This window comes from Enterobacter sp. MG-EB028, from assembly GCF_056673305.1.
On sequence record NZ_CP195079.1, the window covers coordinates 3,489,416 to 3,514,142 of the forward strand.

General features: G+C 57.1%; 23 protein-coding genes. 12 read left to right on the top strand and 11 right to left on the bottom strand.

The genetic code is table 11. The features are described from left to right. Positions 1–105: 105 nt before the first annotated feature. Positions 106–3,219, top strand: coding sequence for a multidrug efflux RND transporter permease AcrD (gene acrD, locus ACR42C_RS16505; protein ID WP_166711935.1), 3,114 nt, complete (start codon positions 106–108; stop codon positions 3,217–3,219). A 108-nt stretch (positions 3,220–3,327) separates the two neighbouring features. Here the strand turns inward: acrD and ypfM are convergent, their stop codons facing one another. Further along, positions 3,328–3,387 (bottom strand): protein YpfM, encoded by a 60-nt coding sequence (gene ypfM, locus ACR42C_RS16510; protein ID WP_015572204.1) that lies wholly within the window; start codon positions 3,385–3,387, stop codon positions 3,328–3,330. A gap of 387 nt (positions 3,388–3,774) precedes the next feature. On the opposite strand from ypfM, the gene ACR42C_RS16515 reads away from it, so the two are divergent. The 3 genes from ACR42C_RS16515 to ACR42C_RS16525 are packed head-to-tail and all read left to right on the top strand — an operon-like array spanning position 3,775 to position 5,484. Beyond that, on the top strand, positions 3,775–4,131 hold the full coding sequence (locus tag ACR42C_RS16515) for an ArsC family reductase (RefSeq protein ID WP_163330554.1): 357 nt from the start codon (positions 3,775–3,777) through the stop codon (positions 4,129–4,131). Between the two features lie 3 nt (positions 4,132–4,134). Then, complete coding sequence (dapE, locus tag ACR42C_RS16520; RefSeq protein WP_028014016.1) at positions 4,135–5,262, top strand: succinyl-diaminopimelate desuccinylase; 1,128 nt, start codon at positions 4,135–4,137, stop codon at positions 5,260–5,262. A gap of 24 nt (positions 5,263–5,286) precedes the next feature. Beyond that, positions 5,287–5,484: a YpfN family protein gene (locus tag ACR42C_RS16525; RefSeq protein WP_013098222.1), complete on the top strand. Its 198-nt coding sequence runs from the start codon at positions 5,287–5,289 to the stop codon at positions 5,482–5,484. A gap of 93 nt (positions 5,485–5,577) precedes the next feature. On the opposite strand, the gene ypfH is transcribed toward ACR42C_RS16525, so the two are convergent. The 6 genes from ypfH to dapA form a co-directional block, all read right to left on the bottom strand. Further along, the gene (gene ypfH, locus ACR42C_RS16530) at positions 5,578–6,273 is read right to left on the bottom strand and encodes an esterase (protein ID WP_192983604.1); all 696 of its coding nucleotides are present in this window, start codon (positions 6,271–6,273) and stop codon (positions 5,578–5,580) included. 73 nt (positions 6,274–6,346) lie between these two features. After that, positions 6,347–8,293 carry a tRNA(Met) cytidine acetyltransferase TmcA gene (locus ACR42C_RS16535; RefSeq protein WP_479985204.1) on the bottom strand — a complete coding sequence of 649 codons (1,947 nt, stop codon included), beginning with the start codon at positions 8,291–8,293 and terminating at the stop codon, positions 6,347–6,349. Next, a complete protein-coding gene (gene ypfJ / locus ACR42C_RS16540) occupies positions 8,293–9,162 on the bottom strand; it encodes a KPN_02809 family neutral zinc metallopeptidase (RefSeq protein ID WP_479984345.1) in 870 nt (289 codons plus the stop codon). The genes ACR42C_RS16535 and ypfJ overlap by 1 nt, the downstream gene beginning before the upstream one ends. 120 nt (positions 9,163–9,282) lie before the next feature. Further along, on the bottom strand, positions 9,283–9,996 hold the full coding sequence (purC, locus tag ACR42C_RS16545; RefSeq protein ID WP_023332985.1) for a phosphoribosylaminoimidazolesuccinocarboxamide synthase: 714 nt from the start codon (positions 9,994–9,996) through the stop codon (positions 9,283–9,285). 109 nt (positions 9,997–10,105) lie between these two features. Then, positions 10,106–11,140, bottom strand: coding sequence for an outer membrane protein assembly factor BamC (gene bamC / locus ACR42C_RS16550; protein WP_028014020.1), 1,035 nt, complete (start codon positions 11,138–11,140; stop codon positions 10,106–10,108). Positions 11,141–11,156: 16 nt separating this feature from the next. After that, positions 11,157–12,035: a 4-hydroxy-tetrahydrodipicolinate synthase gene (dapA, locus tag ACR42C_RS16555; RefSeq protein ID WP_061097432.1), complete on the bottom strand. Its 879-nt coding sequence runs from the start codon at positions 12,033–12,035 to the stop codon at positions 11,157–11,159. Between the two features lie 145 nt (positions 12,036–12,180). Between dapA and ACR42C_RS16560 the strand changes: the two genes are divergently transcribed. The 3 genes from ACR42C_RS16560 to ACR42C_RS16570 all read left to right on the top strand — a co-directional run bounded on the left by ACR42C_RS16560 (position 12,181) and on the right by ACR42C_RS16570 (position 14,660). Next, positions 12,181–12,750, top strand: a complete 570-nt coding sequence (locus tag ACR42C_RS16560) for a glycine cleavage system transcriptional repressor (RefSeq protein ID WP_028016134.1) — start codon at positions 12,181–12,183, stop codon at positions 12,748–12,750. Further along, a complete protein-coding gene (gene bcp, locus ACR42C_RS16565; protein ID WP_032659360.1) occupies positions 12,750–13,220 on the top strand; it encodes a thioredoxin-dependent thiol peroxidase in 471 nt (156 codons plus the stop codon). The genes ACR42C_RS16560 and bcp overlap by 1 nt, the downstream gene beginning before the upstream one ends. A 111-nt stretch (positions 13,221–13,331) precedes the next feature. After that, the gene (locus tag ACR42C_RS16570; protein ID WP_479984321.1) at positions 13,332–14,660 is read left to right on the top strand and encodes an IS4 family transposase; all 1,329 of its coding nucleotides are present in this window, start codon (positions 13,332–13,334) and stop codon (positions 14,658–14,660) included. 94 nt (positions 14,661–14,754) lie between these two features. Here the strand turns inward: ACR42C_RS16570 and ACR42C_RS16575 are convergent, their stop codons facing one another. Further along, positions 14,755–15,819: an AI-2E family transporter gene (locus ACR42C_RS16575; RefSeq protein ID WP_479984346.1), complete on the bottom strand. Its 1,065-nt coding sequence runs from the start codon at positions 15,817–15,819 to the stop codon at positions 14,755–14,757. 221 nt (positions 15,820–16,040) lie between these two features. Here ACR42C_RS16575 and bepA point away from each other — a divergent pair, with 221 nt between their 5' ends. Both bepA and arsC read left to right on the top strand, forming a co-directional pair. After that, a complete protein-coding gene (bepA, locus tag ACR42C_RS16580; RefSeq protein WP_479984347.1) occupies positions 16,041–17,504 on the top strand; it encodes a beta-barrel assembly-enhancing protease in 1,464 nt (487 codons plus the stop codon). Between the two features lie 13 nt (positions 17,505–17,517). Beyond that, positions 17,518–17,874 (top strand): arsenate reductase (glutaredoxin), encoded by a 357-nt coding sequence (gene arsC, locus ACR42C_RS16585; protein ID WP_479984348.1) that lies wholly within the window; start codon positions 17,518–17,520, stop codon positions 17,872–17,874. On the opposite strand, the gene ACR42C_RS16590 is transcribed toward arsC, so the two are convergent. Further along, on the bottom strand, positions 17,871–18,695 hold the full coding sequence (locus tag ACR42C_RS16590) for a transposase family protein (protein ID WP_479984349.1): 825 nt from the start codon (positions 18,693–18,695) through the stop codon (positions 17,871–17,873). The two genes, arsC and ACR42C_RS16590, sit on opposite strands and share 4 nt — an antisense overlap. Before the next feature lie 147 nt (positions 18,696–18,842). Between ACR42C_RS16590 and celB the strand changes: the two genes are divergently transcribed. Genes celB through ACR42C_RS16605 form a run of 3 tightly spaced genes read left to right on the top strand, consistent with a single transcriptional unit; the run spans position 18,843 to position 22,540 of the window. Then, positions 18,843–20,162 (top strand): PTS cellobiose transporter subunit IIC, encoded by a 1,320-nt coding sequence (gene celB, locus ACR42C_RS16595; protein ID WP_166711945.1) that lies wholly within the window; start codon positions 18,843–18,845, stop codon positions 20,160–20,162. Positions 20,163–20,165: 3 nt separating this feature from the next. Beyond that, entirely contained in the window at positions 20,166–21,122 is a 957-nt protein-coding gene (locus tag ACR42C_RS16600; protein ID WP_116343183.1) for a glycosylasparaginase, read from the top strand. Continuing rightward, positions 21,122–22,540 carry a leucyl aminopeptidase family protein gene (locus ACR42C_RS16605; RefSeq protein WP_479985205.1) on the top strand — a complete coding sequence of 473 codons (1,419 nt, stop codon included), beginning with the start codon at positions 21,122–21,124 and terminating at the stop codon, positions 22,538–22,540. The genes ACR42C_RS16600 and ACR42C_RS16605 overlap by 1 nt, the downstream gene beginning before the upstream one ends. 66 nt (positions 22,541–22,606) lie before the next feature. On the opposite strand, the gene ACR42C_RS16610 is transcribed toward ACR42C_RS16605, so the two are convergent. Beyond that, complete coding sequence (locus ACR42C_RS16610) at positions 22,607–23,308, bottom strand: DnaA inactivator Hda (protein WP_211438414.1); 702 nt, start codon at positions 23,306–23,308, stop codon at positions 22,607–22,609. Between the two features lie 97 nt (positions 23,309–23,405). After that, entirely contained in the window at positions 23,406–24,695 is a 1,290-nt protein-coding gene (uraA, locus tag ACR42C_RS16615; RefSeq protein WP_316380645.1) for a uracil permease, read from the bottom strand. Positions 24,696–24,727 lie beyond the last annotated feature (32 nt).

The following is a 24,727-nucleotide window of genomic DNA, read 5'->3' on the forward strand; positions in this document are numbered from 1 at the left end:
TTTACATTATCTCCTTTATTTCTCCACGTTTGGCCTGGGCCTTGCCGCTAAAGTGATGCGGGCAATAAACAATAATGACGTGCAGCAAAACGAGGTCACTTTTCCATGGCGAATTTTTTCATCGATCGCCCCATTTTTGCCTGGGTGCTTGCCATCCTGTTGTGTCTGACAGGCGTCCTGGCGATTACTTCTCTTCCCGTTGAGCAATATCCCGATCTGGCACCGCCTAACGTGCGTGTCACCGCCAACTATCCCGGCGCTTCCGCACAAACGCTGGAAAACACCGTGACGCAGGTTATCGAGCAGAACATGACGGGTCTGGATAATCTGATGTACATGTCCTCCCAAAGCAGCGCCACGGGACAGGCCACGGTCACCCTGAGCTTTGAGGCGGGCACCGACCCGGACGAAGCGGTGCAGCAGGTACAAAACCAGCTGCAGTCGGCCATGCGTAAGCTGCCCCAGGCGGTGCAAAACCAGGGGGTTACCGTGCGTAAAACCGGTGATACCAACATTCTGACTATCGCGTTTGTCTCCACCGATGGCTCAATGGATAAACAGGACATTGCGGACTACGTCGCCAGTAATATTCAGGACCCGCTCAGCCGTATTAACGGCGTAGGGGATATCGACGCCTACGGTTCACAGTACTCAATGCGTATCTGGCTCGATCCTAACAAGCTGAACAGCTATCAGATGACCGCAACCGACGTGACGGACGCCATCAAAGCCCAGAACGCCCAAATTGCCGTGGGGCAGCTGGGAGGCACGCCTTCGGTTGATAAACAGGCCCTGAATGCCACCATCAATTCACAATCCCTGCTTCAGACGCCGGACCAGTTCCGCAACATCACCCTTCGCGTGAATCAGGACGGTTCAGAGGTGCGCCTGGGCGATGTCGCTAAGGTGGAAATGGGTGCGGAGAAATACGATTACCTGAGCCGCTTTAACGGCAATCCGGCCTCCGGTCTTGGGATCAAGCTGGCCTCCGGCGCGAACGAAATGGCGACGGCGAAGCTGGTGCTGGACCGTCTGGATGAGCTGTCGCAGTATTTCCCGCACGGGCTGGAGTACAAAGTCGCCTATGAAACCACCTCCTTCGTTAAAGCCTCGATTGAGGATGTGGTGAAAACCCTGCTGGAAGCGATTGCGCTGGTGTTCCTGGTCATGTACCTGTTCCTGCAAAACTTCCGCGCCACGCTGATCCCCACCATTGCCGTCCCGGTAGTGCTGCTGGGTACTTTTGCGGTGCTCTACGCGTTCGGCTACAGCATCAACACCCTGACGATGTTTGCCATGGTGCTGGCGATTGGCCTGCTGGTGGACGATGCCATCGTGGTCGTGGAAAACGTCGAGCGCATCATGAGCGAAGAGGGGCTTTCCCCGCGTCAGGCCACACGCAAATCCATGGGGCAAATTCAGGGGGCGTTAGTCGGTATCGCGATGGTGCTGTCGGCGGTCTTTATCCCGATGGCCTTCTTTGGCGGTACAACCGGGGCGATTTACCGTCAGTTCTCAATTACCATCGTCTCGGCGATGGTGCTCTCCGTGCTGGTGGCGCTGATCCTCACCCCCGCGCTCTGTGCCACCCTCCTTAAGCCGCTGCACAAAGGGGAACATCACGGACAGAAAGGGTTCTTCGGCTGGTTTAACCGTATGTTCAACCGCAATGCCGAGCGGTATGAATCTGCCGTCGGTAAAGTGCTGCACCGCAGCCTGCGCTGGATGATGATTTACGTTGTGCTGCTGGGCGGCATGGTGTGGCTGTTTCTGCATCTTCCCACCTCGTTCCTGCCTCAGGAGGACCGGGGGATGTTCATCACCTCGGTGCAGCTCCCGAGCGGCTCAACGCAACAGCAGACGTTGAAGGTGGTTCAGAACGTTGAGCAGTACTTCTTCACCAAAGAGAAAGATAACGTTGTCTCGGTCTTCTCTACCGTCGGCTCCGGCCCGGGCGGGAATGGGCAGAACGTCGCCCGCATGTTTGTCCGCCTGAAAGACTGGGACGAACGCGACGCCAGAACGGGAACCTCGTTCGCCATCATTGAACGGGCAACCAAAGCTTTTGCGGGCATTAAAGAGGCACGCGTTTTTGCCAGCAGTCCGCCCGCGATCAGCGGCCTGGGCAGTTCCGCCGGGTTTGATATGGAGCTGCAGGATCACGCCGGCGCGGGCCACTCGGCGCTGATGGCTGCGCGCGACAAGCTGTTAGAACTTGCAGGGAAAGATCCCGGCCTGACCCGCGTTCGTCACAACGGTCTTGACGACAGCCCGCAGCTTCAGGTGGATATAGACCAGCGTAAGGCGCAGGCGCTGGGCGTCTCGATCGACGATATCAACGACACCCTGCAAACCGCGTGGGGCTCAAGCTACGTAAATGACTTTATGGATCGCGGCCGCGTGAAAAAAGTGTATGTCCAGGCAGCCGCGCCTTTCCGCATGTTGCCGGATGACATTAACCGCTGGTTTGTACGTAATAATTCTGGCGGGATGGTACCCTTCTCCGCCTTTGCCACGTCGCGCTGGGAGAGCGGTTCGCCGCGCCTGGAGCGCTACAACGGCTATTCGGCAGTTGAAATCGTCGGGGAAGCCGCGCCGGGCGTCAGCACCGGTACCGCCATGGACACCATGGAAAAACTGGTGCAGCAGCTGCCCGCTGGTTTTGGTCTGGAATGGACGGCCATGTCTTACCAGGAGCGCCTCTCCGGGGCACAGGCGCCCGCGCTTTATGCGCTTTCTCTGCTGGTGGTCTTCCTCTGCCTTGCCGCGCTGTATGAGAGCTGGTCGGTTCCGTTCTCGGTCATGCTGGTGGTGCCGCTTGGGGTTATCGGTGCACTGCTGGCGACCTGGATGCGCGGCCTGGAGAACGACGTTTACTTCCAGGTGGGGCTACTCACGGTGATCGGCTTATCGGCGAAAAACGCCATTCTGATCGTAGAATTTGCCAACGAGATGAATGCTAAAGGCCACGAGCTGATGGCCGCCACGCTGCACGCCTGCCGTCAGCGCTTGCGTCCGATCCTGATGACCTCGCTGGCATTTATTTTTGGCGTACTGCCGATGGCAACCAGCACGGGTGCAGGCTCAAGCAGCCAGCATGCGGTGGGTACCGGCGTCATGGGGGGGATGATTTCGGCCACCATCCTGGCGATTTATTTTGTTCCGCTGTTCTTTGTGCTGGTGCGTCGTCGCTTCCCGCTCCGGGAGCGACAGGAATAACCCGCAGCCATAAAAAAGGCGGCTTTATCGGCCGCCTTTTTATTGTGTGATTAATTCACACTATGGTTATTTTACTTATTTTAGTGCTCTTGCAATTCTTACTGAATGTCATTTACGAAGCATGCCTTCGATAAAATCTTTCCAGTTCCCCAGTTCACGTTCAATCATAACAACCTCTCTTATTATTATGCGCATTCTACGAAAACGTATCATCATTGTGAAGACTATTTAACCAATCGCTGCGATTGTACCCCGCCACCGCCGGGGATTTATGATAAATATGAACGGAGAACCTTAAATTTTGTGTGATGGGCAGCAATATTTTGAAATAACCCTGCGAACGGGTGAGTTCTATTTTACTCGCTGAGTTTATGGGGAATTTAAACCCTATGGACATCTATGCTTAAAGGGTGAAAGAATATTCAGCGTACAAGTGTGAGTTGAATTAAGATGAAGCGTAAATCCAGACAATTCCTGAATGTGTTATATTCCACTTAAGGATATATCTTCGAATTTATTGAACATTTAATCGCCATAAGAGCAAAAGGATTCAACATGGTTGTGATGTACGGCATTAAAAATTGCGACACCATCAAAAAAGCGCGCCGCTGGCTGGAGGCAAACCACGTGGAGTACCGCTTCCACGATTACCGTGCCGACGGGCTTGATGCACAATTTCTGCATACCGCCATTAACGAACTGGGATGGGAAGCGCTGCTGAACACCCGCGGCACCACCTGGCGTAAGCTGGACGAATCCGTGCGCGCCAGCATCGTTGATGCCGACAGCGCGGCAAAGCTGATGCTCGATATGCCGGCAATTATCAAACGCCCATTGCTCTGCAAGCCAGGTCAGCCTATGCTGCTGGGTTTCAGTGAAACCCTTTATTCTGACTTTTTCGTTGAGGTGTAGTGTATGTCATGCCCGGTCATTGAGCTGACTCAACAGCTTATTCGCCGTCCTTCCCTTAGCCCGGACGACGCAGGTTGTCAGGCATTAATGATTGAGCGCCTGCGTGCCATCGGTTTTACCGTTGAGCGCATGGATTTTGGCGATACCCAGAACTTCTGGGCGTGGCGCGGCCAGGGCGAAACGCTGGCCTTTGCCGGGCACACTGACGTCGTTCCCGCGGGTGACGCAGATCGCTGGATTAACCCGCCGTTTGAGCCAACCATCCGCGATGGCATGCTCTTCGGTCGCGGCGCGGCAGACATGAAAGGCTCGCTGGCGGCGATGGTGGTGGCGGCAGAGCGCTTTGTGGCTCAGCATCCGAACCACAAAAACCGTCTCGCGTTTTTGATCACCTCCGATGAAGAAGCCAGCGCCCATAACGGTACCGTAAAGGTCGTTGAGGCGCTGATGGCGCGTAACGAGCGTCTCGACTACTGTCTGGTCGGCGAGCCGTCCAGTACCGAAGTGGTGGGTGATGTCGTCAAAAACGGTCGCCGCGGCTCGCTGACCTGTAACCTGACCATTCACGGCGTTCAGGGGCACGTGGCTTATCCACATCTGGCCGATAACCCGGTCCACCGCGCCGCGCCAATGCTGAACGAACTGGTGGGCATCGAGTGGGATAAAGGCAACGAGTTCTTCCCGCCGACCAGCATGCAGATTGCTAACGTTAAGGCCGGGACCGGCAGCAACAACGTGATCCCAGGGGACTTCTTCGTCCAGTTCAACTTCCGCTTCAGCACCGAACTGACCGACGAAACGATCAAAGCCCGCGTTGTCGCTCTGCTGGAAAAATACAACCTGCGCTACACCGTCGACTGGTGGCTTTCCGGCCAGCCGTTCCTGACGCAGCGCGGCAAGCTGGTAGATGCGGTAGTGAACGCCATCGAGCACTATAATGAAATTAAGCCGCAGCTGCTGACGACGGGCGGCACCTCAGACGGACGCTTTATCGCCCGCATGGGTGCACAGGTTGTCGAACTGGGTCCGGTTAACGCGACGATTCACAAAATCAACGAGTGTGTGAACGCTGCCGATTTACAACTGCTGGCCCGCATGTATCAACGTATTATGGAGCAACTCGTCGCCTGACGAACGCTCAGAGAGGAATAGCGAATGGATTGGCTTGCAAAGTACTGGTGGATTCTGGTTCTGGTGTTTCTGGTAGGCGTACTGCTTAACGTGATTAAAGACCTTAAGCGCGTTGACCACAAAAAATTTCTCGCCAACAAACCGGATCTTCCGCCGCACCGGGATTTTAACGACAAGTGGGACGATGACGACGACTGGCCGAAGAAAGACCAGAAGAAGTAATCCCCTCACCCCCGGCCCCTCTCCCCAGAGGGGCGAGGGGGGCCATGTTCCCTCTCCCCTTAGGGGAGAGGGTTAGGGTGAGGGGATAAGTGTTTATATAAATTCAACAATATCATCATCATTCGGCTTCCCGCCGCTGAGCGCTTCATCAAAGTAGTGTTTCGGCACGGTATAACGCAGATGGTCGAGCGCAAACTGCATGCTGCGGTCGTCAATCGCGTGGCCCAGATCGTCAACAATATCCAGCGTCACATCCCCGCCTTCGCGCACCAGCGCTTCCTGGGCTGCCACCGCATGCGAAAGCTCAATCACCCGGTCTTCGCCGCCGTGAATAAGATGGATAGTGGTCTGCGTGGTCGCGCTGGTCGGTAGCGTCGCGTAGCGCCCGTTAAACGCGATCACGCGTGAAGCCAGACCGGGCTGCGCTTTTACGCTTTCCAGCGACATGATTGACCCCTGAGAGAAACCAATCAGCGCCGTTGCGTCAGCGCCTACGCCGCTCTGCTGCTGCCAGTAGCGTACGATGCCGATAAACGTGGGCATAATGGCATCAATGCGCGCCTGACGGTTCTCTTCCGTCACGCCCTGAACCGCGAACCACTGCCGTCCGTTCGGGCCGCACGGCTCCACGCCGCCGATGCTGACAATTAGCGCTTCCGGGAAAACGGGGGCAAACCAGCGGCCAATCTGCCCCATGTTAACGGCATTATCGCCCACACCATGAAACAGGAGCAGTAACTGTTTAGCCGGTTTGTCAGGGCTTTGAACAACAAAATGGTCGTGTTTCATGGCGGTCTCCTTAATTGATGAGCAGGATTTTACGCCTCTGCGGGGTAATGACCATGCCACTTTACTGAAGAAGTCATTGAAAAAATTGCCATTGCAAAATGTCTGCTTTCAACCGCTGGCAGCGGGAATAGTCAAGACTCTCAAGCGCTTGCGCAGCTTCACTCCGCAGCTTAGCCAGCAACGCTTTTCGCCCCGTCTCGTCCGTCTTTCCCTCGATTTTCCCGCGCAGAGCCGGGAGCGGCATGTCTGTGGTTAACACCAGCCGCGTCAGCGCAGCAACCGAGGTTGAAAACGCCCGGTGCGCAAAGGCAAACCCCGCCAGCTCCAGCCAGTCGTCACTATTAAGGGTAGCTTCCCAGGCATCGCTTACCGGGATCTTTTCGCCGTTCCGGGCCGACAGGACGCGCATATCGCGACACAAGCGCTGATGTTCCTGAGCGCACAGCCGGTGCCCGGCCTCGCTCTGCGGCAGTATGGCCATCGCCGTGTAGCACCCGCTGCTGGCTTCCCGATGGCTGCCCATTCGCACCAGCACAAAGCCGCACTGCTGCCAGAAACGCCACAGCTCGTCGGTATAGCCAAAACTGACCGAGAGATAATCTTCACCGCTGGCGCTGTGAATAAGCCGCTCGCCGATGCCTTCCCGTTGACGGTGGGGATGTACCGCAATGCGGCTAATCCGTCGCCCCTTCAGCGTCGCCGCGAGTGGCGATCCGCCGTGCGCCGCCAGCGACTGCGCCACAAGGTTCCCGCGTGGACGACGAAAGCCCGCCCACACCGCGCGGCTCAGCTCAGGAGGCAATCCCCCCTCTTCCACCAGCCAGAGCGCGCCAGCGATATCCACACCCGCGTGTGCAACCGCAAAGTGCTGGCCGGGTGCGTCCATCATCCGACGTAAATCGAGCGGAGACGTCCGGTAGTGCGCGGCACACAGCAGTTCATACACGCTTGCCACGCGTGCCGGGTCGCTCTCCCACATCCGCGGCTCCAGCGTCCGTAAACGCACCTCACCTTCCGGCTTGCTGTCAATAAGCGCATCGTCAAACAGCAGCGTATTCCCCACTATCCGCTCAAGCGGACACCCGGCTGCCCAGCGAATGGGGGTGGATAAGGTATAGCGCCGCAGCCCGCTGAACCGGGCGCAGAACTTGAGCAGAAACCCTCTGCCCGTGCCTTCATAACCCTGGACCGTGGTGGTCAGCAGTACGCGGGGAAAGCGCGCCACCAGCTTGTCCAGCAGCGGGCCAGGGATGGCGGCGGCTTCATCAACAATCAGCCAGTCGGCTTCTGTCGCGGAGGCCAGCAGCGCATCCGGGGCCATAAAGTGAAAACGCTCGCCGGCGAAGCGCGCAATAACATCCGTTGCCCCTTTTGCCGGTGCCGTCACCACTGCATTTCCGTGGATGCCGTTGAGCAGCATCCCCGCCAGGGCTGACTTTCCGCGTCCGCGCGGTGCCGTCACGGCAGCGACGCCCGAAGGCATGGCCAGAAGCGCGTCGAGGATCTCCGCCTGCTCGCGCTGCGGCTCGCCGCTGGCAGGCTGCCAGGCGGGAAGATCCGGCGCAGCGGGAAGAGAGAGAGGACGATGCTGTTGCCAGACGATGGCATCCGCATCGGCGGCAAGCGTCCGGCAAAAATGGTGAACGAAGTGCGGGGTGGCGATTGGCTCCGCGCTGTCGCTCCAGCGTACGGAATCGCCGTCGGGCCTGTCGGCCCACTCAGAGAGCGGCGGCACCAGCAGCACCAGCAGGCTACCGGCGCGCAGCGTCCCGCTGAGCGCGGCAAAGGCTGAAACGTCAAACCCGGCACGCGCGTCAAAAACGGCGTGAAGGTATTCGCGGCCCAGCAGTCCGCTAACGGCTTTAGAGGGATTGTCATCGAGCCACAGCCAGTCTCCCGGCAAGGCATCACGCAGGCCTGCCGCCTGGCTGAACGTCCACTGTTCATCACCCGTGAGCACCACCAGACGGCGGTGCCCGGTACGCTCAAGCTCGTGCGTCAGATGTTCAAACGACACCATCACATGGCTTTGCCGAAGGTATTACACTGGGCCGGATCGCCGCTGTCAAAGCCGCGCTTGAACCAGCTGTAGCGCTGCTGCGACGTACCGTGAGTAAAGCTGTCCGGAACGACATGACCCTGGCTCTGCTGCTGTAAACGGTCGTCGCCGATAGCCTCAGCCGTGTTTAATGCCTCTTCTAGATCGCCGGATTCCAGCACGCCCTGTTGCTGCATGCTGTGGCCCCAGACGCCCGCAAAACAGTCCGCCTGCAGTTCCATTTTGACGGAAAGGCGGTTCACTTCAGCCTGAGATGCATTCTGCTGAAGCTGGCGCACTTTGGGCTCAATCCCCAGCAGCTTTTGCACGTGATGGCCGACTTCATGCGCGATAACGTAGCCCTGGGCAAAATCACCGTCAGCGCCAAGCTTGCGTTTCATGTCATCGTAAAAAGAGAGATCGATATAGACGGTGCCGTCTGCCGGGCAGTAGAACGGCCCCATCACAGATTGCCCGGTACCGCATCCGGTGTGGGTTGCGCCCCGGTACATCACCAGCTTCGGCTGCTGATAGGTGCGCCCCATCTTCTCAAACTGCTGACTCCATGTGTCTTCAGTTGTGGCGAGAATAACGGAGGTAAATTTGGCCGCTTCATCTTCATTCGGGCTGATGGAGCGCGGAGATTGTTGCTGCTGTTGCAGCGGTTGACCGGTCATCAGACCGGTGAGATCGACGCCGTAATAGCCCGCGACCAGCACCACAATCAGCAGGATGATACCGCCCTTGCCGCTGGGTAAGCGGAAGCCGGGCCCGCCCATTGAAGGACCGCCGCCGCCATCACCGCGTCTGTCTTCTACATTGTCACTTTCACGACGCCCTTGCCAGCGCATAACCACCTCGAACTATTCCATTAATAATAGCTATGATCGTAGGCGGTTAACGGCAAGATTACCATAGGAAACAAAGGTAAGACGCCAAAGGATGCGAACATCCTTTGGCAACAGAGGGACTTAGTCGAGCTTAACGCCTAAACGGTGAGCAACCGCTTCGTACGCTTCAATCAGGCCACCCAGGCTCTGACGGAAACGGTCTTTGTCCATTTTATCCAGGGTTTCTTTATCCCACAGGCGGCTGCCGTCCGGGGAGAACTCATCACCCAGCACCACTTCACCTTTGAACAGACCGAACTCCAGCTTGAAGTCGACGAGGATCAGGCCCGCGTCATCAAACAGCTTTTTCAGCACGTCGTTGGCTTTGTAGGTCAGTTCCTGCATGCGCGCCAGGTTCTCTTTGCTCACCCAGCCGAAGGTTTCGCAGTAGGATTCGTTGACCATCGGATCGTGCATGGCATCGTTTTTCAGGAACAGGTCGAACAGCGGTGGATTCAGTTCGATACCTTCTTCAATGCCCAGACGCTTCACCAGGGAGCCTGCCGCACGGTTACGAATCACGCACTCAACCGGAACCATATCCAGTTTTTTCACCAGACATTCCGTATCGGACAGCAACGCTTCCATCTGGGTCGGGATACCCGCTTCGGCCAGTTTGGTCATAATGAAGTGGTTGAACTTGTTGTTCACCATGCCTTTACGATCGAACTGCTCAATGCGTGCGCCATCCCCTGCTGACGTATCATTGCGGAACTCGAGCACCAACAGATCCGGGTTCTCCGTGCTGTATACGGTCTTCGCTTTGCCACGATACAACTCAGCTTGCTTCTGCATCTTCATTACTCCTGGTGTGATAATTTGTGTTCAAAACCGGGTATATTATGCCACGCACACGTTTGCGTAGCACGAAAATAAAAAGGGCGGGATTAACCCGCCCTCGTATTTATTTGCTGAATGCAGCCTGGAACACAGCAACCAGCGCATCGTTCTGCGCCTGGGTCAGCGTGTGACCTTTTGGATCGATAAACTGCAGACTGCTGCGGTTATCAAGGTCGCCTACCTGAATCTTGTAGTCACCGGAAGCAAGCTGAGGATCTTTGGCGCCCAGCTCCTGCCATGCGCTGTCGGACAGCGGCTTATAGGTCGCCGTCATGCTACCGGTTGAACGGGTGCTGTCGGTCACTTTCATGCCCACTTTTTCCAGCGTCGCCGGCAGACGCTGCCAGGTCTGGTTAAACGGTGCACGCACCACCAGCATTGGCAGGCCGGTATCATCCGCGCCGCTCTGAACGTCGTAAGTGACGCCGTTACGGTTCTGCGCGGCGTTGGCGGCATCGGTAGCGGTCTTATCCAGACCTGCGGCAATCACGTTCAGCATTTCAGTGCTGTAACGCTGCATAGAGGCGGCATCCGCAACCGGTTTACCCGCCTGCTCCAGGTTCAACAGCTTAACGTTAACCGCCTGCTGGTAACCCTGTGGTTTCACGGAGACCTGATAGCGTCCACGGTACTGCTGATCTTCATCAAGACGGTTCCACTCGATCCAGTCGGTGGTTAACGTCTGGCTGGCGTCATCACGTTTATCAATGGTGTAGTTCTTCGCCTGAATAACGCTGACCACCTGTGGCCACAGATTGCTTCCGCGCGCGCTTTCAACCAGCAGAGAGGCCGTATCACCGGTAAACTGGGTACGCGCACCGCTCACCAGCGCCAGAGGCTGAGCTGGCGGACGAATATCAAGCGCTTTACCGACCAGACCACTGCCGTTGGTCACGGGGATATTATAATCGCCGTTTTGAATCGGCAGGATCATACCAGCCGGTGCATGAAGTTCAGCAAGCGGGGTCGCATCCAGATAGGATTCATCACCGCTCACCTGGCGCTTGTAGCGCGAGTCTGAACTACAGGCAGCGAGCAGCATAACAAGCGAAACACTCGCAACCTTCGCCAGGCGCGACTTCTGTACTGAATAAGCCATCAAATCTCCCTAAACTTTACAGCAAACCGGCATGCTTCAGCGCAGCCCTGACGATATCGCGACCGTGGTCGGTAATCGGTGTCATAGGCAAACGCAGCGTATCGGATGCTACAAGCCCCAACTCCTTACACGCCCATTTCACTGGGATCGGATTGGGTTCGACAAATAATTTATTGTGCAGCGGCATCAGACGCTGATTAATGACGCGCGCTTCATCATAGTGACCGGCTGCGGCCAGTTTGCACATTTCAGCCATATCGCGCGCCGCAACGTTTGCCGTTACGGAGATCACGCCATGGCCACCGAGCTGCATAAAGTCCAGCGAGGTCGCATCATCACCACTCAACAGGATAAAGTCGTCTGAAACCAGCTCTTTGATCTGATGAACGCGGCTTAAGTTCCCTGTCGCCTCTTTAATACCGATAATATTTTTTACTTCCGAGAGACGACCAACGGTTTCCGGCAGCATATCGCAGCCGGTACGGGACGGCACATTATACAGAATTTGTGGCAAGTCAGTATGTTCAGCGATGGCTTTGAAGTGCTGGAACAAACCTTCCTGAGTAGGACGGTTGTAGTAAGGGGTTACCGTCAGACAGCCCACGATGCCGCTGTCGTTAAAACGTTTGGTCAGGCTGATCGCTTCTGCGGTTGCATTAGCGCCTGTTCCCGCAATGACCGGAATACGTCCGTCAGCCAGTTCCAGGGTCAGCATAACCACATCGCCGTGCTCTTCGTGGCTCAGCGTTGCAGATTCACCGGTAGTCCCTACCGAAACGATCGCCGAGGTTCCATTGGCGACATGGTAATCAATCAGCTTCTTCATGCTGGACCGGCAGACATTACCTTTTTCATCCATCGGTGTAACAAGCGCGACAATACTTCCCGTGAACATGAGCCATCCTCTGTGCGAACAAGAGTCTCAATGGTACGTTTGGAACTGTAATAAAAGCAAGCGACCTGAGGCCCTCTGGCGGTTGTATGCACGTTTTTTTTATGCTTTCCTTAGGAAGACTTAACCATGCAAAGGAAGAACAGGTTTGACAACCTCATCACAACATTACCTGGTTATCACTGCGCTGGGTGCCGACAGGCCGGGTATCGTGAACACCATCACCCGTCACGTGAGCAGCTGCGGCTGTAATATCGAAGACAGCCGCCTTGCGATGCTCGGCGAAGAGTTCACGTTTATCATGCTGCTGTCCGGAACATGGAATGCCATTACCCTTATTGAATCCACCCTGCCGCTGAAAGGCGCGGAGTTGGATTTGCTGATCGTCATGAAGCGCACTACCGCGCGCCCGCGTCCGGCCATGCCTGCGACCGTCTGGGTGCAGGTTGAAGTCCCTGATTCTCCACATCTGATTGAGCGCTTTACCGCGCTGTTCGACAGCCATCAGATGAACATTGCCGAGCTCGTCTCCCGCACGCAGCCGGGCGACGAGAGCGCCGTTCCCACGCTGTTTATTCAAATTACCGCGCACAGCCCTGCCTCGCAGGATGCGTCAAATATCGAGCAAGCGTTCAAAGCCCTCTGTACAGAATTAAACGCGCAGGGCAGTATAAGCGTCGTCAATTATTCGCAGCACGAACAGGATGGAGTTGAGTAATGAATCCACTGAAAGCCGGTGACATCGCACCGAAATTTAGCTTACCGGATCAAGACGGCGAGCAAGTAAATTTGACCGACTTCCAGGGACAGCGTGTTCTGGTCTATTTCTACCCGAAAGCCATGACCCCCGGCTGCACCGTACAGGCCTGCGGCTTACGCGACAACATGGACGAGTTGAAGAAAGTCGGCGTGGAAGTGCTGGGAATCAGCACCGATAAACCAGAAAAGCTGTCACGATTTGCGGAAAAGGAGCTGCTGAACTTCACGCTGCTTTCCGACGAAGACCACCAGGTATGCGAGCAGTTCGGCGTCTGGGGTGAAAAGACCTTTATGGGGAAAACCTACGACGGCATTCACCGCATCAGCTTCCTGATTGACGCTGACGGTAAAGTTGAACATGTATTTGACGACTTCAAAACCAGCAACCACCACGACGTGGTGTTGAACTGGCTGAAAGCAAGCGCCTGATAAACAGCAAAACGGCAACTCAGGTTGTAATGCCGATCAGTTAAGGATCGGTTGACCGATCCAGTGGCTGTGTAAGAATCCGGAAATGTTTACCCGTTTCCGGATTTTTTTATGCACATTGGACAGGCTCTTGATCTGGTATCCCGTTACGATTCTTTGCGTAACCCTCTGACTTCTCTGGGCGACTGTCTTGACCCGGAACTGATTTCCCGCTGCCTTGAAGAATCCGGCACCGTCACGTTACGCAAACGGCGCCTTCCTCTGGAAATGATGGTCTGGTGCATTGTCGGTATGGCCCTTGAGCGCAAGGAGCCGCTTCATCAGATAGTTAACCGGCTGGATATCATGTTACCCGGCAATCGTCCGTTCGTTGCCCCCAGCGCCGTGATCCAGGCCCGTCAGCGGCTGGGAAGCGAAGCCGTCCGCCGCGTGTTCACGCAAACAGCGCAGCTCTGGCATAACGCCACGCCGCATCCGCACTGGTGCGGCCTGACCCTGCTGGCCATCGATGGTGTGTTCTGGCGAACACCGGACACGCCGGAAAACGACAGCGCCTTTCCCCGCCAGACGCATGGCGGAAACCCGGCACTCTATCCGCAGGTAAAAATGGTCTGCCAGATGGAGCTGACCAGCCATCTGCTGACGGCAGCGGCCTTCGGCACGATGAAAAACAGTGAAAATGAGCTCGCGGAGCAACTGATAGCGCAGACCGGCGATAACACCCTGACGTTAATGGATAAAGGCTATTACTCGCTGGGGTTGCTGAATGCGTGGAGCCAGGCGGGAGAACACCGTCACTGGATGCTCCCTCTCAGAAAGGGAGCACAGTATGAAGAGGTCAGAAAGCTGGGTAAAGGCGACTATCTGGTGAAGCTGAAAACCAGCCCACAGGCACGAAAAAAATGGCCGGGTCTGGGAGATGAGATGACAGCCCGCCTGCTGACCGTAACACGCAAAGGAAAAGTCAGCCATCTGCTGACGTCGATGACGGACGCCATGCGCTATCCCGGAGGAGAAATGGCAGACCTGTACAGCCATCGCTGGGAAATAGAGCTGGGGTACAGGGAGATAAAACAAACGATGCAACTGAGCAGGCTGACGCTGAGAAGTAAAAAGCCGGAGCTTGTGGAGCAGGAGTTATGGGGCGTGTTACTGGCGTATAATCTGGTGCGATATCAGATGATTAAAATGGCGGGCCATCTGAAAGGATACTGGCCGAATCAGCTGAGCTTCTCAGAATCATGCGGCATGGTCATGAGAATGCTGATGACGCTGCAGGGCGCTTCACCAGGGCGTATCCCGGAGCTGATGCGTGATCTTGAAAGCATGGCGCAACTGGTAAAGTTGCCGACAAGAAGGGAAAGGGCCTTCCCGAGGGTGGTAAAGGAAAGGCCCTGGAGATACCCCACAGCCCCGAAAAAAAGCCAGTCAGTTGCTTAACTGACTGGCATTACAACTCAGGTTGCCGTTTTGAGTGTTTTCCCCCTCTCCCCGTGGGAGAGGGCCGGGGTGAGGGCATCAGCCCGCACAAAAACTACTTCTCTTCCATCGCCGGCACATCCGGCCACGCATGCACCACCGCTTTAATCAGCGTCGCCAGCGGAATAGCAAAGAACACGCCCCAGAACCCCCACAGCCCGCCGAAAATCACCACGGATAAGATAATCACCAGCGGATGCAGGTTCACCGCCTCGGAGAACAGCACCGGCACCAGCAGGTTACCGTCCAGCGCCTGAATGATGAGGTATACCGCAAAGCAGCTCCAGAACTCCGTGCCCAGGCCAAACTGGAACAGCGCAACGCCCACCACCTGAATGGTCACCACAAACGCGCCGATGTAGGGGATCAAAACCGAAAATCCGACCAGCACCGCCAGCAGCAGCGAGTAGTTCAGGCCAAAGATCAGGAAGCCAATCCAGGTCGCGACCCCGACCACTATCATCTCCAGCACCTTGCCGCGAATGTAGTTGGTGATCTGCTGGTTCATCTCTTCCCAGACCTGCCCGGCCAGACCGCGATTGCGCGGCAGCACGCGGCGGACTGCGTTAAGCATTTGCTCTTTGTCTTTGACCAGGAAGAACACCATTAACGGCACAAGCACAAGGTAAACTGCCAGCGTCAGCAGCCCCACCAGCGAGGCCAGAGAGTATTTCACCACCGAGTCGCCCATCGTCATGATGCGGGCGCGCATGTTTTCGGCCATCGCATCAATAATCCCGGCGTCCATCAGCGCGGGATAACGACGCGGCAGCGTGGCGGCGAAATCAGAGAGTTTATTCAACATGCCGGGCATATCGCGGATCAGGTAGATCCCCTGCTGCCAGGCAACCGGCATCACCACGAATGCCATCAACATAAGAATGCCGACAAACAGCACCAGCACGATACTCGTTGCCCAGCGGCGTGAACAGCCGATATGTTCCAGGCGCGCTGTTGGCCACTCCAGCAGGTACGCCAGCACAATCGCCACCAGCAGGGGGGCGAGAAGACCGCTGAAGAAGAACAGAATACCGAACCCGGCAACCAGAATAACCAGCAAAGCAATGGCTTCCGGGTCACTGAACCGACGCCGATACCACTGCATTAACATTTCGAGCATACAACCCTTCCCTGAATCGATTGGCGGGAGTGAGACGATGAATTGTATCTAATTGTCACAAAAAAGACTTTCGCTTTTTGTATCCCTGTCACAATCCGCAAAAGCCTGATGAATGGGATTTTCTTCATGCGGTAACACGGCTACACTCGCAGGGCAGCAGAGATGAACGATATGCCGGTTCATCGGTCAAATTAGCACCTCCAACATACAGGACAGTGGTTATGTTCAGGCAGTTGAGAAAAACACTGGTTGCAACACTGATTGCCGCAGCGACGGTCGGTCAGGTGTTGCCCGCTTTCGCTGACTCGTCCGATTCATTGCCGGACATGGGCACCACGGCAGGAAGCACGCTCTCTATCGGGCAAGAGATGCAGATGGGTGATTACTATGTGCGCCAGCTGCGCGGTAGCGCCCCGCTGATCAACGACCCTTTGCTGGTGCAGTACATTAACGGGCTGGGGATGCGTCTGGTTTCGCACGCCGACTCGGTAAAAACCCCCTTCCACTTCTATTTAATCAATAACGACGAAATCAACGCCTTTGCCTTCTTTGGCGGTAACGTGGTGCTGCATTCGGCGTTATTCCGTTACTCTGACAACGAAAGCCAGCTGGCCTCGGTGATGGCGCACGAAATTTCGCACGTCACCCAGCGCCACCTGGCGCGTGCGATGGAAGACCAGAAGCGTAACGCCCCGCTCACCTGGGTGGGCGCACTGGGCTCTATTCTGCTGGCGATGGCCAGCCCACAGGCCGGGATGGCGGCCCTGACCGGTACGCTGGCGGGAACGCGCCAGGGGATGATCAGCTTCACCCAGCAAAACGAGCAGGAAGCAGACCGCATCGGCATCCAGGTTTTACAGCGCTCCGGCTTTGACCCGCAGGCGATGCCGAGCTTCCTGGAAAAACTGCTCGACCAGGCGCGTTATTCATCCCGTCCACCGGAAATTTTGCTTACCCACCCGTTACCGGAAAGCCGTTTGTCGGATGCGCGCAACCGTGCCAACCAGATGCGCCCGGTGGTCGTGCAGTCGTCGCAGGACTTCTACATGGCTAAGGTAAGAACGCTCGGCATGTACAACTCCGGGCGTAACCAGCTCACCAGCGATCTGCTGGATACCCTGGCGAAAGGCAACGTGCGGGAAAAAAATGCCGCGCAGTATGGTCAGGCGCTGCAGGCGATGGAAGCCAGCAAATATGACGAGGCGCGTAAAGCGCTGCAGCCGCTGCTGGCAGCCGACCCCAATAACCCGTGGTATCTCGATCTCTCGACGGATATCGATCTGGGACAGAAGAAAGCCACCGATGCGATTAACCGCCTGAAAGGGGCGAAAGACGTACGGACCAACCCGGTGCTGCAGCTTAACCTGGCGAACGCTTACTTACAGGGCGGTCAGCCTGCGCAGGCCGTGACCATTCTGAACCGCTATACCTTTAACAATAAAGACGACCAGAACGGCTGGGAGCTGCTCGCCCAGGCCCAGGGTCAGCTGGGTAACCGCGATCAGGAGCTGGCGGCGCGTGCTGAAGGGCTGGCCCTGGCGGGTCGCCTCGATCAGGCGATTTCCCTGCTCAGCAGCGCCAGCTCGCAGGTGAAGCTCGGCAGCCTGCAGCAGGCCCGCTACGACGCGCGCATCGACCAGTTGCGCGGCCTGCAACAGCGCTTTAAGCCGTACGAGAAGATGTAATCAAGGAGAAGTCATGACAGACGCGGTAAAAATTTACCATAACCCTCGCTGCTCCAAGAGCCGCGACACGCTCAGCCTGCTGAAGTCTAACGGCATCGACCCGGAGGTGGTGCTGTATCTGGAGACGCCGCCGGACGCGCAAATAATCCGCGAACTGCTGCACATGCTGGGGATGGGCAGCGCGCGCGAACTGATGCGTCAGAAAGAGGATCTGTATAAATCGCTTAATCTGGATGACAGCCGTCTTACCGAGGCTGAGCTGGTACAGGCGATGGTCGACAATCCAAAGCTGATTGAGCGTCCGATTGTGGTGGCGAACGGCAAGGCGCGCATTGGCCGCCCGCCGGAAGATGTGCTCGACATCCTCTAGTTCTTACGCCGCAGCGCTTCCAGAAACGCCTGCGGCGTACTTTCTCCCAGCTTTTTCTGCGTTTTGCCCCGGTTATAAAACTCGCACAGCGCGATTAATACCTCTCCGGCAGGTTCATCATTCACGCGCGGAATAATATCGCGTAATGGCACTGCCACCTGAAGCGCATTTTGTTTTTGGGGATGCGTTTTTACAGACACATCTTTTACAGGCTGTGTCGGCTCAAAGCCAAAAGTCTCAATAGATTGTATATCAGCGGGACAGGCCTCCAGCAGCGCCTGCGTCCAGGTAGTAAGCAACCGGGGTGAAAGACCCGCGTAGAGCCGGGCATAGCACCAGCCGCTTACCGGTTCACGCGCCCAGAGCAGATGCTGTTCTCCCCCATCGTCCATATGCAGCGACAAAGGCAGATGATGCAGCATCAGCGTATGCGGCAGGATGCCGGCCTTCAGCGCTTTTTTCCCCTGCAGTGAACTCCCCTTATGTTTCGCGGGTGCCGGTTTGAGATAGCGATTGAGCGTTGCCCTTGAAACGGGGATCCCCAGCACGTCGTTAACCATCTGCAGCAGTTCATCCAGCGGCGCCCCTGAGATGTCGCGCAGGGCATTGACCAGCGCAACCTGCTCCTGTCTCAGCGCTTTGTGTATCACTTTTGGCGTGGTGTGATTATCCGAAACCCGATCTCGGTTGCGCCAGCGCCTGACTGTCGTGACCGAGATCCCCAGCTCAACGGCCAGCTCTCTGTCGCTTTTATCTGACTGCTGCAGATAGCGGCGGATACGCGGCGTGGTGGTGGCGTTGGCGTGTAGCTTAATTTCCATCGCAACAACTCCATTAACTAATCATGTGAGATTTATATTACAAAGGCGGTTGCTTTGTGACCGATTTCACCTTTCGCTCGCCGTGCTTCACTGATAATCCACAGACATAACATAAACAACACCCCTCAATCTTGTACGGAGTTCACAATGAACAATGTTCTGGGATTTCTTGAAGCAAAACTGATGCCGCTGGCGGCCAAAACGGCCCAGCAACGTCATCTCGGGGCCATTCGCGGCGCCTACGTGTCATTCATGCCGTTTATCATCGTTGGCTCTATTCTGCTGGTGATCTCGTCGTTCCCGAATCAAGCCTATCAGCAGTTTATGTCTCAGGCCTTTGGTGAGAGCTGGAGCGCCATTATTGAAATCCCGTTCAACGCGGTCTTCTCCACCATGTCGCTGTTTATCAGCTTCCTCGTGGCCTACCGCCTGGCCGAACATTATGGCGAGGACCGTATCTCCTGCGGCATTCTGGCACTGGTCGCGTTTCTGATCCTGACGCCGTTTATCAAGGTGGCAGAAAACGGCGGCATTACCGTGATGCCGGTGGAGTGGATTGGCAGCAAAGGTCTGTTCGTGGCGATGATCGGTTCCCTGCTGTGGACGGAGCTGTTCTGCTGGCTGAAGCGCAAAAATCTGGTCATAAAAATGCCCGACGGCGTGCCGCCTGCGGTGCAGGAGTCGTTCGCGGCGCTGATCCCCGCCCTGCTGGTGATGATTCTGGTGCTGGGTATCCGCATCGTCTTCGAAAACACTCACTACCACACGATTCATCAGTTTATTTATGAAGTCGTTGCCACGCCGGTACGCCACTATGGCACCTCATACTTTGGCGCGCTGATGACCGTCTTCAGCATCACCATTCTGTGGTCCGTGGGCATTAACTCCGGCTCGATGATAAACGGCATTATTCGCCCGCTGTGGATGGAGAACCAGACCGACAACATCGCTGCCATTCAGGCCGGGGCAACGCCGCCGCACATCATCACCGAGCAGTTTTTTGACATGATCTGGATGGGCGGCGCGGGTGCCACGCTGTCGCTGGTGATAGCGATGCTGATTTTCGCCCGCAGTAAAAACATGCGCGAAGTGGCGCGCCTCGGCGCCGGGGCTTCGGTGTTTAACATCAACGAACCGATTCTGTTTGGCCTGCCGGTGATCATGAACCCGATCATGCTCATCCCGTTCAACCTGGTACCGCTGGTGCTGGTTACCGTGCAGTATGCGGCGATGAAAGTTGGCGCGGTCGCCGTCACCACCGGGGTGTTTATTCCCTGGACACTGCCGCCGGTGATCAGCGGCTTTATCGTCACCGGGCACCTGAGCGGCAGCGTGATGCAGCTGATTAACCTGCTGATTGGCGCCATGCTGTACCTTCCTTTCATGCGTATCGTGGACAAACAGTACCGCGCGGCGGAAATTGCCACCGTTACGCACACCGACACCACCCTTGCAAAACAGGAGTAAAGCATGTGGGGAATTATCGCCACCTGGCGAATGGCGCTTGAAGGCGTGACGGAATCCGCGTCTGCGCTGGCGGCGGGAAAACCGGTCGCGCCGGCGGTGGTTGATGCCGTCGCCGCCGTCGAAGACTTTCCGTTTTATAAATCCGTCGGCTACGGCGGGCTGCCTACCGAAAACGGCGAGGTCGAGCTGGACGCGGCCTACATGGACGGCGACACGCTGGCATTCGGTGCCGTGGGGAATCTGGTGGATATCGCCAACCCGGTGCGCGTAGCGCACGCGCTCAGCCGCCAGCGCTACAACAGCCTGCTGGTCGGCCAGGGCGCACGGGAATGGGCGCTAAGCCAGGGCTTTGCCGACAAAACTATGCTCACCGACCGGGCCATGCAGCACTACCGTAAGCGCTGCCGCGAGACGCTGGATAAAGGCTTGAGCCCGTACGACGGGCACGACACCGTCGGCATTATCGGCCTCGATAAACAGGGCTCGATGAGCGTCGCCACCTCCACCAGCGGCCTGTTTATGAAAAAACGCGGCCGCATTGGGGATTCGCCGATTATCGGCTCTGGGTTCTACTGCGACAGCGAAACCGGCGCGGCCACCGCCACGGGCGTCGGTGAAGATCTGATGAAAGGCTGCACCAGCTACGAAATCGTCCGCCGCATGGCGCAAGGGATGTCTCCCCAGCAGGCGGCAGATTCGGTGGTGTTCGAGCTGGAGGACAAGCTGATGTCGCGCTTCGGCCGCGCGGGCGATCTCTCCGTGGTATGCATGAATAACAGGGGCGAATTTGGTGCCGCCACCAACATCAAAACCTTCTCGTTCGTGGTGGCGACGGCCCGTCAGCCTCTCACCGTTTATCGTACCGAGCGCCTGCGGGAGAAAACGCACTATCACGCGGTAGACGATGAGTGGATGCAGGCCTATGCCGCGCGGATCCGTGCGCCGATTGAGGAGTCATGATGATTGAATATCAGTTTATCACCGCGCTTTCTGACGCGGCTCCGCAATGCCATTTGATTGCCTCCACCTCCTGTACGCACTTGCCCGAAACGGCGCTTGTCGCGGAAATGCGCGATTCTGCCAGCATAGCTGACACCCGCTTTGGCTGCGCGCCGTTTGCCCGCATCACTCTGCTGCCGGACGCGCTCTGGCATGACGCACTTACTGAAAGCCTGCTTGCCGCCCTGCGACCGCTGATTGCCTCTCCCGTCAGCGCAGATATCGCGCTGGACGTAACAAATATCGACGACGTCGTCCTGGCGCAGGTTCTGCGCTTTCTCTTTAATCAGGCGCACAGGCTAAGCGATTTGCAGTTGAAGAAAACCAGTGACGAGGTCCGTCTTCAGCGCATCACCGCGCTCTGTTTACCAGAACAGCAGGACCGACTGGCGGTTATTTTCCGCCAGCAGCAGGCTATCGCCCACGGTATGGTCGCGGCGCGACGCCTGGCGGATATCCCGTCCGACCGCTGCACGCCGCAGTTTGTCGTCGAAGAGGCGCAAAAACTCTGCGCTACCTTCCCCACCCTGCGCTGTGAGGTGTTGGATGAAAAGCAAATCGTTGAGCATGGGCTGGGGCTGCTTAACGCCGTCGGCAAAGGGGCGACCTGTCCACCGCGTCTGCTGGCGATTCATTACGACGGCGTGTCTGACGGACCGGTGCGCTGCTACGTGGGTAAAGGCATTACCTTCGATACCGGCGGCCTGTGGCTGAAGGAAGGCGCGGGCATGTACACCATGAAATACGACATGTGCGGCGCGGCCAACGTGCTGGGGCTGATGCTGACCACCGCAGAGCTGGCGCTGCCCGTGCGCATCATGGGCGTACTGGCGCTGGCGGAAAACGCCATAGGCCCGGACGCCATGCAGCCCGGCACGGTGGCGACCGCCTGCAACGGCACTACCGTTGAAATCAACAACACCGATGCCGAAGGCCGACTGGTGCTGGCCGACACCATCGCCTGGGCCAGCCAGCGCCATCCGCAGGCGCGCTATATCATTGATATGGCAACCTTAACCGGTGCGGTGGTGAAGGCGCTGGGGTATGAGCTGAGCGGGCTAATGACGCAGGATGAAGCGCTGCGCGCCGCGCTGACGCGGGCGGGTAAGCAGAGCGGCGACGAAGTGTGGTCCCTGCCTTTAGATGCGCGGCTGAAAAAGCAGACCGACAGCGCCATCGCCGATCTGTGCAACACCCCGACCAACAACGCGGCGATCAGCGCCTCGGCGGCGTGGCTGCTGCACCATTTCTGCCCGCCGACGATCCCGTGGGCGCATCTGGACATCAGCGGCACGGCGCTGTGGCGCGAGAATGGCAGGAGCGTGGCGTCGGGAAGACCGATTCCACTTTTGGTGGAGCACTTGCTGGGGGATCTTTAGCCCGGTGGCGCGGGCCTACGGGTGCCATATGTAGGCCGGGTAAGGCGTAGCCGCCACCCGGCATAACTACAGCTTGAGAATATCTTTCACAAACGGAATGGTCAGCTTGCGCTGGGCGGTAATCGAGGCGCGATCGAGCTGATCGAGCGTATCAAACAGGGTGCGCATTTCGCGGTCCAGACGCTTGAGCAGGAAACGGCCCACGTCTTCCGGCAGCTCAAAGCCGCGCTGCTTTGCGCGCAGCTGTAACGCCTGAAGCTTATCTTCATCCGACAGCGGCTGGAGCTTGTAGATTTGCCCCCAATCCAGACGAGACGCCAGATCCGGCAGCCCAAGATTGAGCTGTCGCGGCGGTCGATCGCCGGTGATCAGCAGCCGGGTTTTTCCCGACTCCAGAATGCGGTTGTAGAGGTTGAAAATCGCCATTTCCCACGGCTCGTCCCCCGCCACGCATTCGATATTATCGATGCAGACCAGCGAGAGATGTTCCATTCCCTCCAGCACCTCAGGCACGAACCAGGTACGTTTATCCAGCGGCACGTAGCCTACCGCGTCACCGCGCGCCGAAAGCTCCGCGCAGGCGGCATGCAGCAGGTGGCTGCGCCCCGCGCCTTCGCGTGACCAGATATAAATGTATCCGCTGTGATCCTGGCGCAGCACGTTTTGCAGTGCAGCCAGTAAAGAGGGGTTATCACCCGGCCAGAAACTCGCGAAAGTTTCGTCGTCAGGGAGATAAAGTGGCAGAGAGAGCTGTGCCGGTCCGTTCAGAAATACCTCAACCAGAGATCTTACATAAAATCGGCGATGAGTTTAACACGGAACCAGCCGGGAGAGAACCGGGCGGATCGTCCACCCGGTTAAAGGATCAATGTGGCGCTTTTTCGCTTTCGTCAGCGTCCAGCACCACCTCTTCCGGGCGGATCACCGAGATCAGCTTGAAAATCAGGCTCAGGCCCACACCGACGATGGTCGCCAGCGCCATGCCCTTCAGCTCGGCCGCGCCAATATGCACCTTCGCACCGCTCACGCCGATGATCAGGATGACGGAGGTCAGGATCAGGTTTTGCGCTTTGCTGTAATCCACTTTGGATTCAATCAGCACGCGAATACCGGACGCGCCGATCACCCCGTACAGCAGCAGGGAAACGCCGCCCATCACCGGAACCGGGATAATTTGGATCGCTGCCGCCAGCTTGCCCACGCAGGAGAGCAGAATGGCGATGATCGCCGCGCCGCCGATAACCCAGGTGCTGTAGACGCGGGTAATCGCCATCACGCCGATGTTTTCGCCGTAGGTGGTGTTTGGCGTGGAACCGAAGAATCCGGAGATGATAGTCGAGAAACCGTTGGCAAACATGGAGCGGTGCAGCCCCGGGTCGCGGATCAGGTCGCGCTTAATGATGTTCGCCGTCACCACCAGGTGGCCAACGTGCTCGGCAATCACCACCAGCGCGGCAGGCAGAATGGTGAAAATAGCAAACCATTCAAAGCGCGGGGTGTAGATGGTTGGCAGCGCGAACCAGGGTGCCTGAGCAATCGGGGTGGTATCCACCACGCCCATGACGAAGGAGAGCGCATAGCCCGCCAGCACGCCGATCAGGATCGGGATAATCGCCATAAAGCCGCGGAACAGCACGGAGCCAAACACCGTCACGCCCAGGGTTACCAGCGAGATAATGATGGTTTTGGAATCCGGCGACTGGCCGTCCGCAGGCAGCAGGCCGGCCATGTTCGCCGCCACGCCCGCCAGTTCCAGACCGATGACCGCAACGATAGCGCCCATCGCCGCAGGCGGGAACATCACGTCCAGCCAGCCGGTACCCGCTTTCTTCACGATGAAGGAAACGATGCAGAACAGCACGCCGCACATGATAAAGCCGCCCAGCGCGACCTCATAACCCAGCGGCAGCAACAATAATACCGGCGAGATAAAAGCAAAGCTCGACCCGAGATACGCCGGGATTTTGCCTTTACAGATAAAGAGGTACAGCAGCGTACCGACGCCGTTGAACAGCAGTACGGTAGCCGGGTTAATGTGAAACAGGATTGGCACCAGCACGGTTGCGCCAAACATGGCGAACAGGTGCTGCAAACTAAGCGGGATAGTCTGTAAAAGCGGCGGTCTTTCACTCACCCCGATAGCACGGCGCGTCATAGTGTTTTCCTCTGTGTAGTATCGTTGTTGGT

Excerpts from the sequence above, each read along its gene's own strand:
- acrD (WP_166711935.1), top strand. The coding sequence starts at position 106 with ATGGCGAATTTTTTCATCGATCGCCCCATTTTTGCCTGGGTGCTTGCC.
- ACR42C_RS16515 (WP_163330554.1), top strand. The coding sequence starts at position 3,775 with ATGGTTGTGATGTACGGCATTAAAAATTGCGACACCATCAAAAAAGCG.
- dapE (WP_028014016.1), top strand. The coding sequence starts at position 4,135 with ATGTCATGCCCGGTCATTGAGCTGACTCAACAGCTTATTCGCCGTCCT.
- ACR42C_RS16525 (WP_013098222.1), top strand. The coding sequence starts at position 5,287 with ATGGATTGGCTTGCAAAGTACTGGTGGATTCTGGTTCTGGTGTTTCTG.
- ypfH (WP_192983604.1), bottom strand. The coding sequence starts at position 6,273 with ATGAAACACGACCATTTTGTTGTTCAAAGCCCTGACAAACCGGCTAAA.
- ACR42C_RS16535 (WP_479985204.1), bottom strand. The coding sequence starts at position 8,293 with ATGGTGTCGTTTGAACATCTGACGCACGAGCTTGAGCGTACCGGGCAC.
- ypfJ (WP_479984345.1), bottom strand. The coding sequence starts at position 9,162 with ATGCGCTGGCAAGGGCGTCGTGAAAGTGACAATGTAGAAGACAGACGC.
- purC (WP_023332985.1), bottom strand. The coding sequence starts at position 9,996 with ATGCAGAAGCAAGCTGAGTTGTATCGTGGCAAAGCGAAGACCGTATAC.
- bamC (WP_028014020.1), bottom strand. The coding sequence starts at position 11,140 with ATGGCTTATTCAGTACAGAAGTCGCGCCTGGCGAAGGTTGCGAGTGTT.
- dapA (WP_061097432.1), bottom strand. The coding sequence starts at position 12,035 with ATGTTCACGGGAAGTATTGTCGCGCTTGTTACACCGATGGATGAAAAA.
- bcp (WP_032659360.1), top strand. The coding sequence starts at position 12,750 with ATGAATCCACTGAAAGCCGGTGACATCGCACCGAAATTTAGCTTACCG.
- ACR42C_RS16570 (WP_479984321.1), top strand. The coding sequence starts at position 13,332 with ATGCACATTGGACAGGCTCTTGATCTGGTATCCCGTTACGATTCTTTG.
- ACR42C_RS16575 (WP_479984346.1), bottom strand. The coding sequence starts at position 15,819 with ATGCTCGAAATGTTAATGCAGTGGTATCGGCGTCGGTTCAGTGACCCG.
- bepA (WP_479984347.1), top strand. The coding sequence starts at position 16,041 with ATGTTCAGGCAGTTGAGAAAAACACTGGTTGCAACACTGATTGCCGCA.
- arsC (WP_479984348.1), top strand. The coding sequence starts at position 17,518 with ATGACAGACGCGGTAAAAATTTACCATAACCCTCGCTGCTCCAAGAGC.
- ACR42C_RS16590 (WP_479984349.1), bottom strand. The coding sequence starts at position 18,695 with ATGGAAATTAAGCTACACGCCAACGCCACCACCACGCCGCGTATCCGC.
- celB (WP_166711945.1), top strand. The coding sequence starts at position 18,843 with ATGAACAATGTTCTGGGATTTCTTGAAGCAAAACTGATGCCGCTGGCG.
- ACR42C_RS16600 (WP_116343183.1), top strand. The coding sequence starts at position 20,166 with ATGTGGGGAATTATCGCCACCTGGCGAATGGCGCTTGAAGGCGTGACG.
- ACR42C_RS16605 (WP_479985205.1), top strand. The coding sequence starts at position 21,122 with ATGATTGAATATCAGTTTATCACCGCGCTTTCTGACGCGGCTCCGCAA.
- uraA (WP_316380645.1), bottom strand. The coding sequence starts at position 24,695 with ATGACGCGCCGTGCTATCGGGGTGAGTGAAAGACCGCCGCTTTTACAG.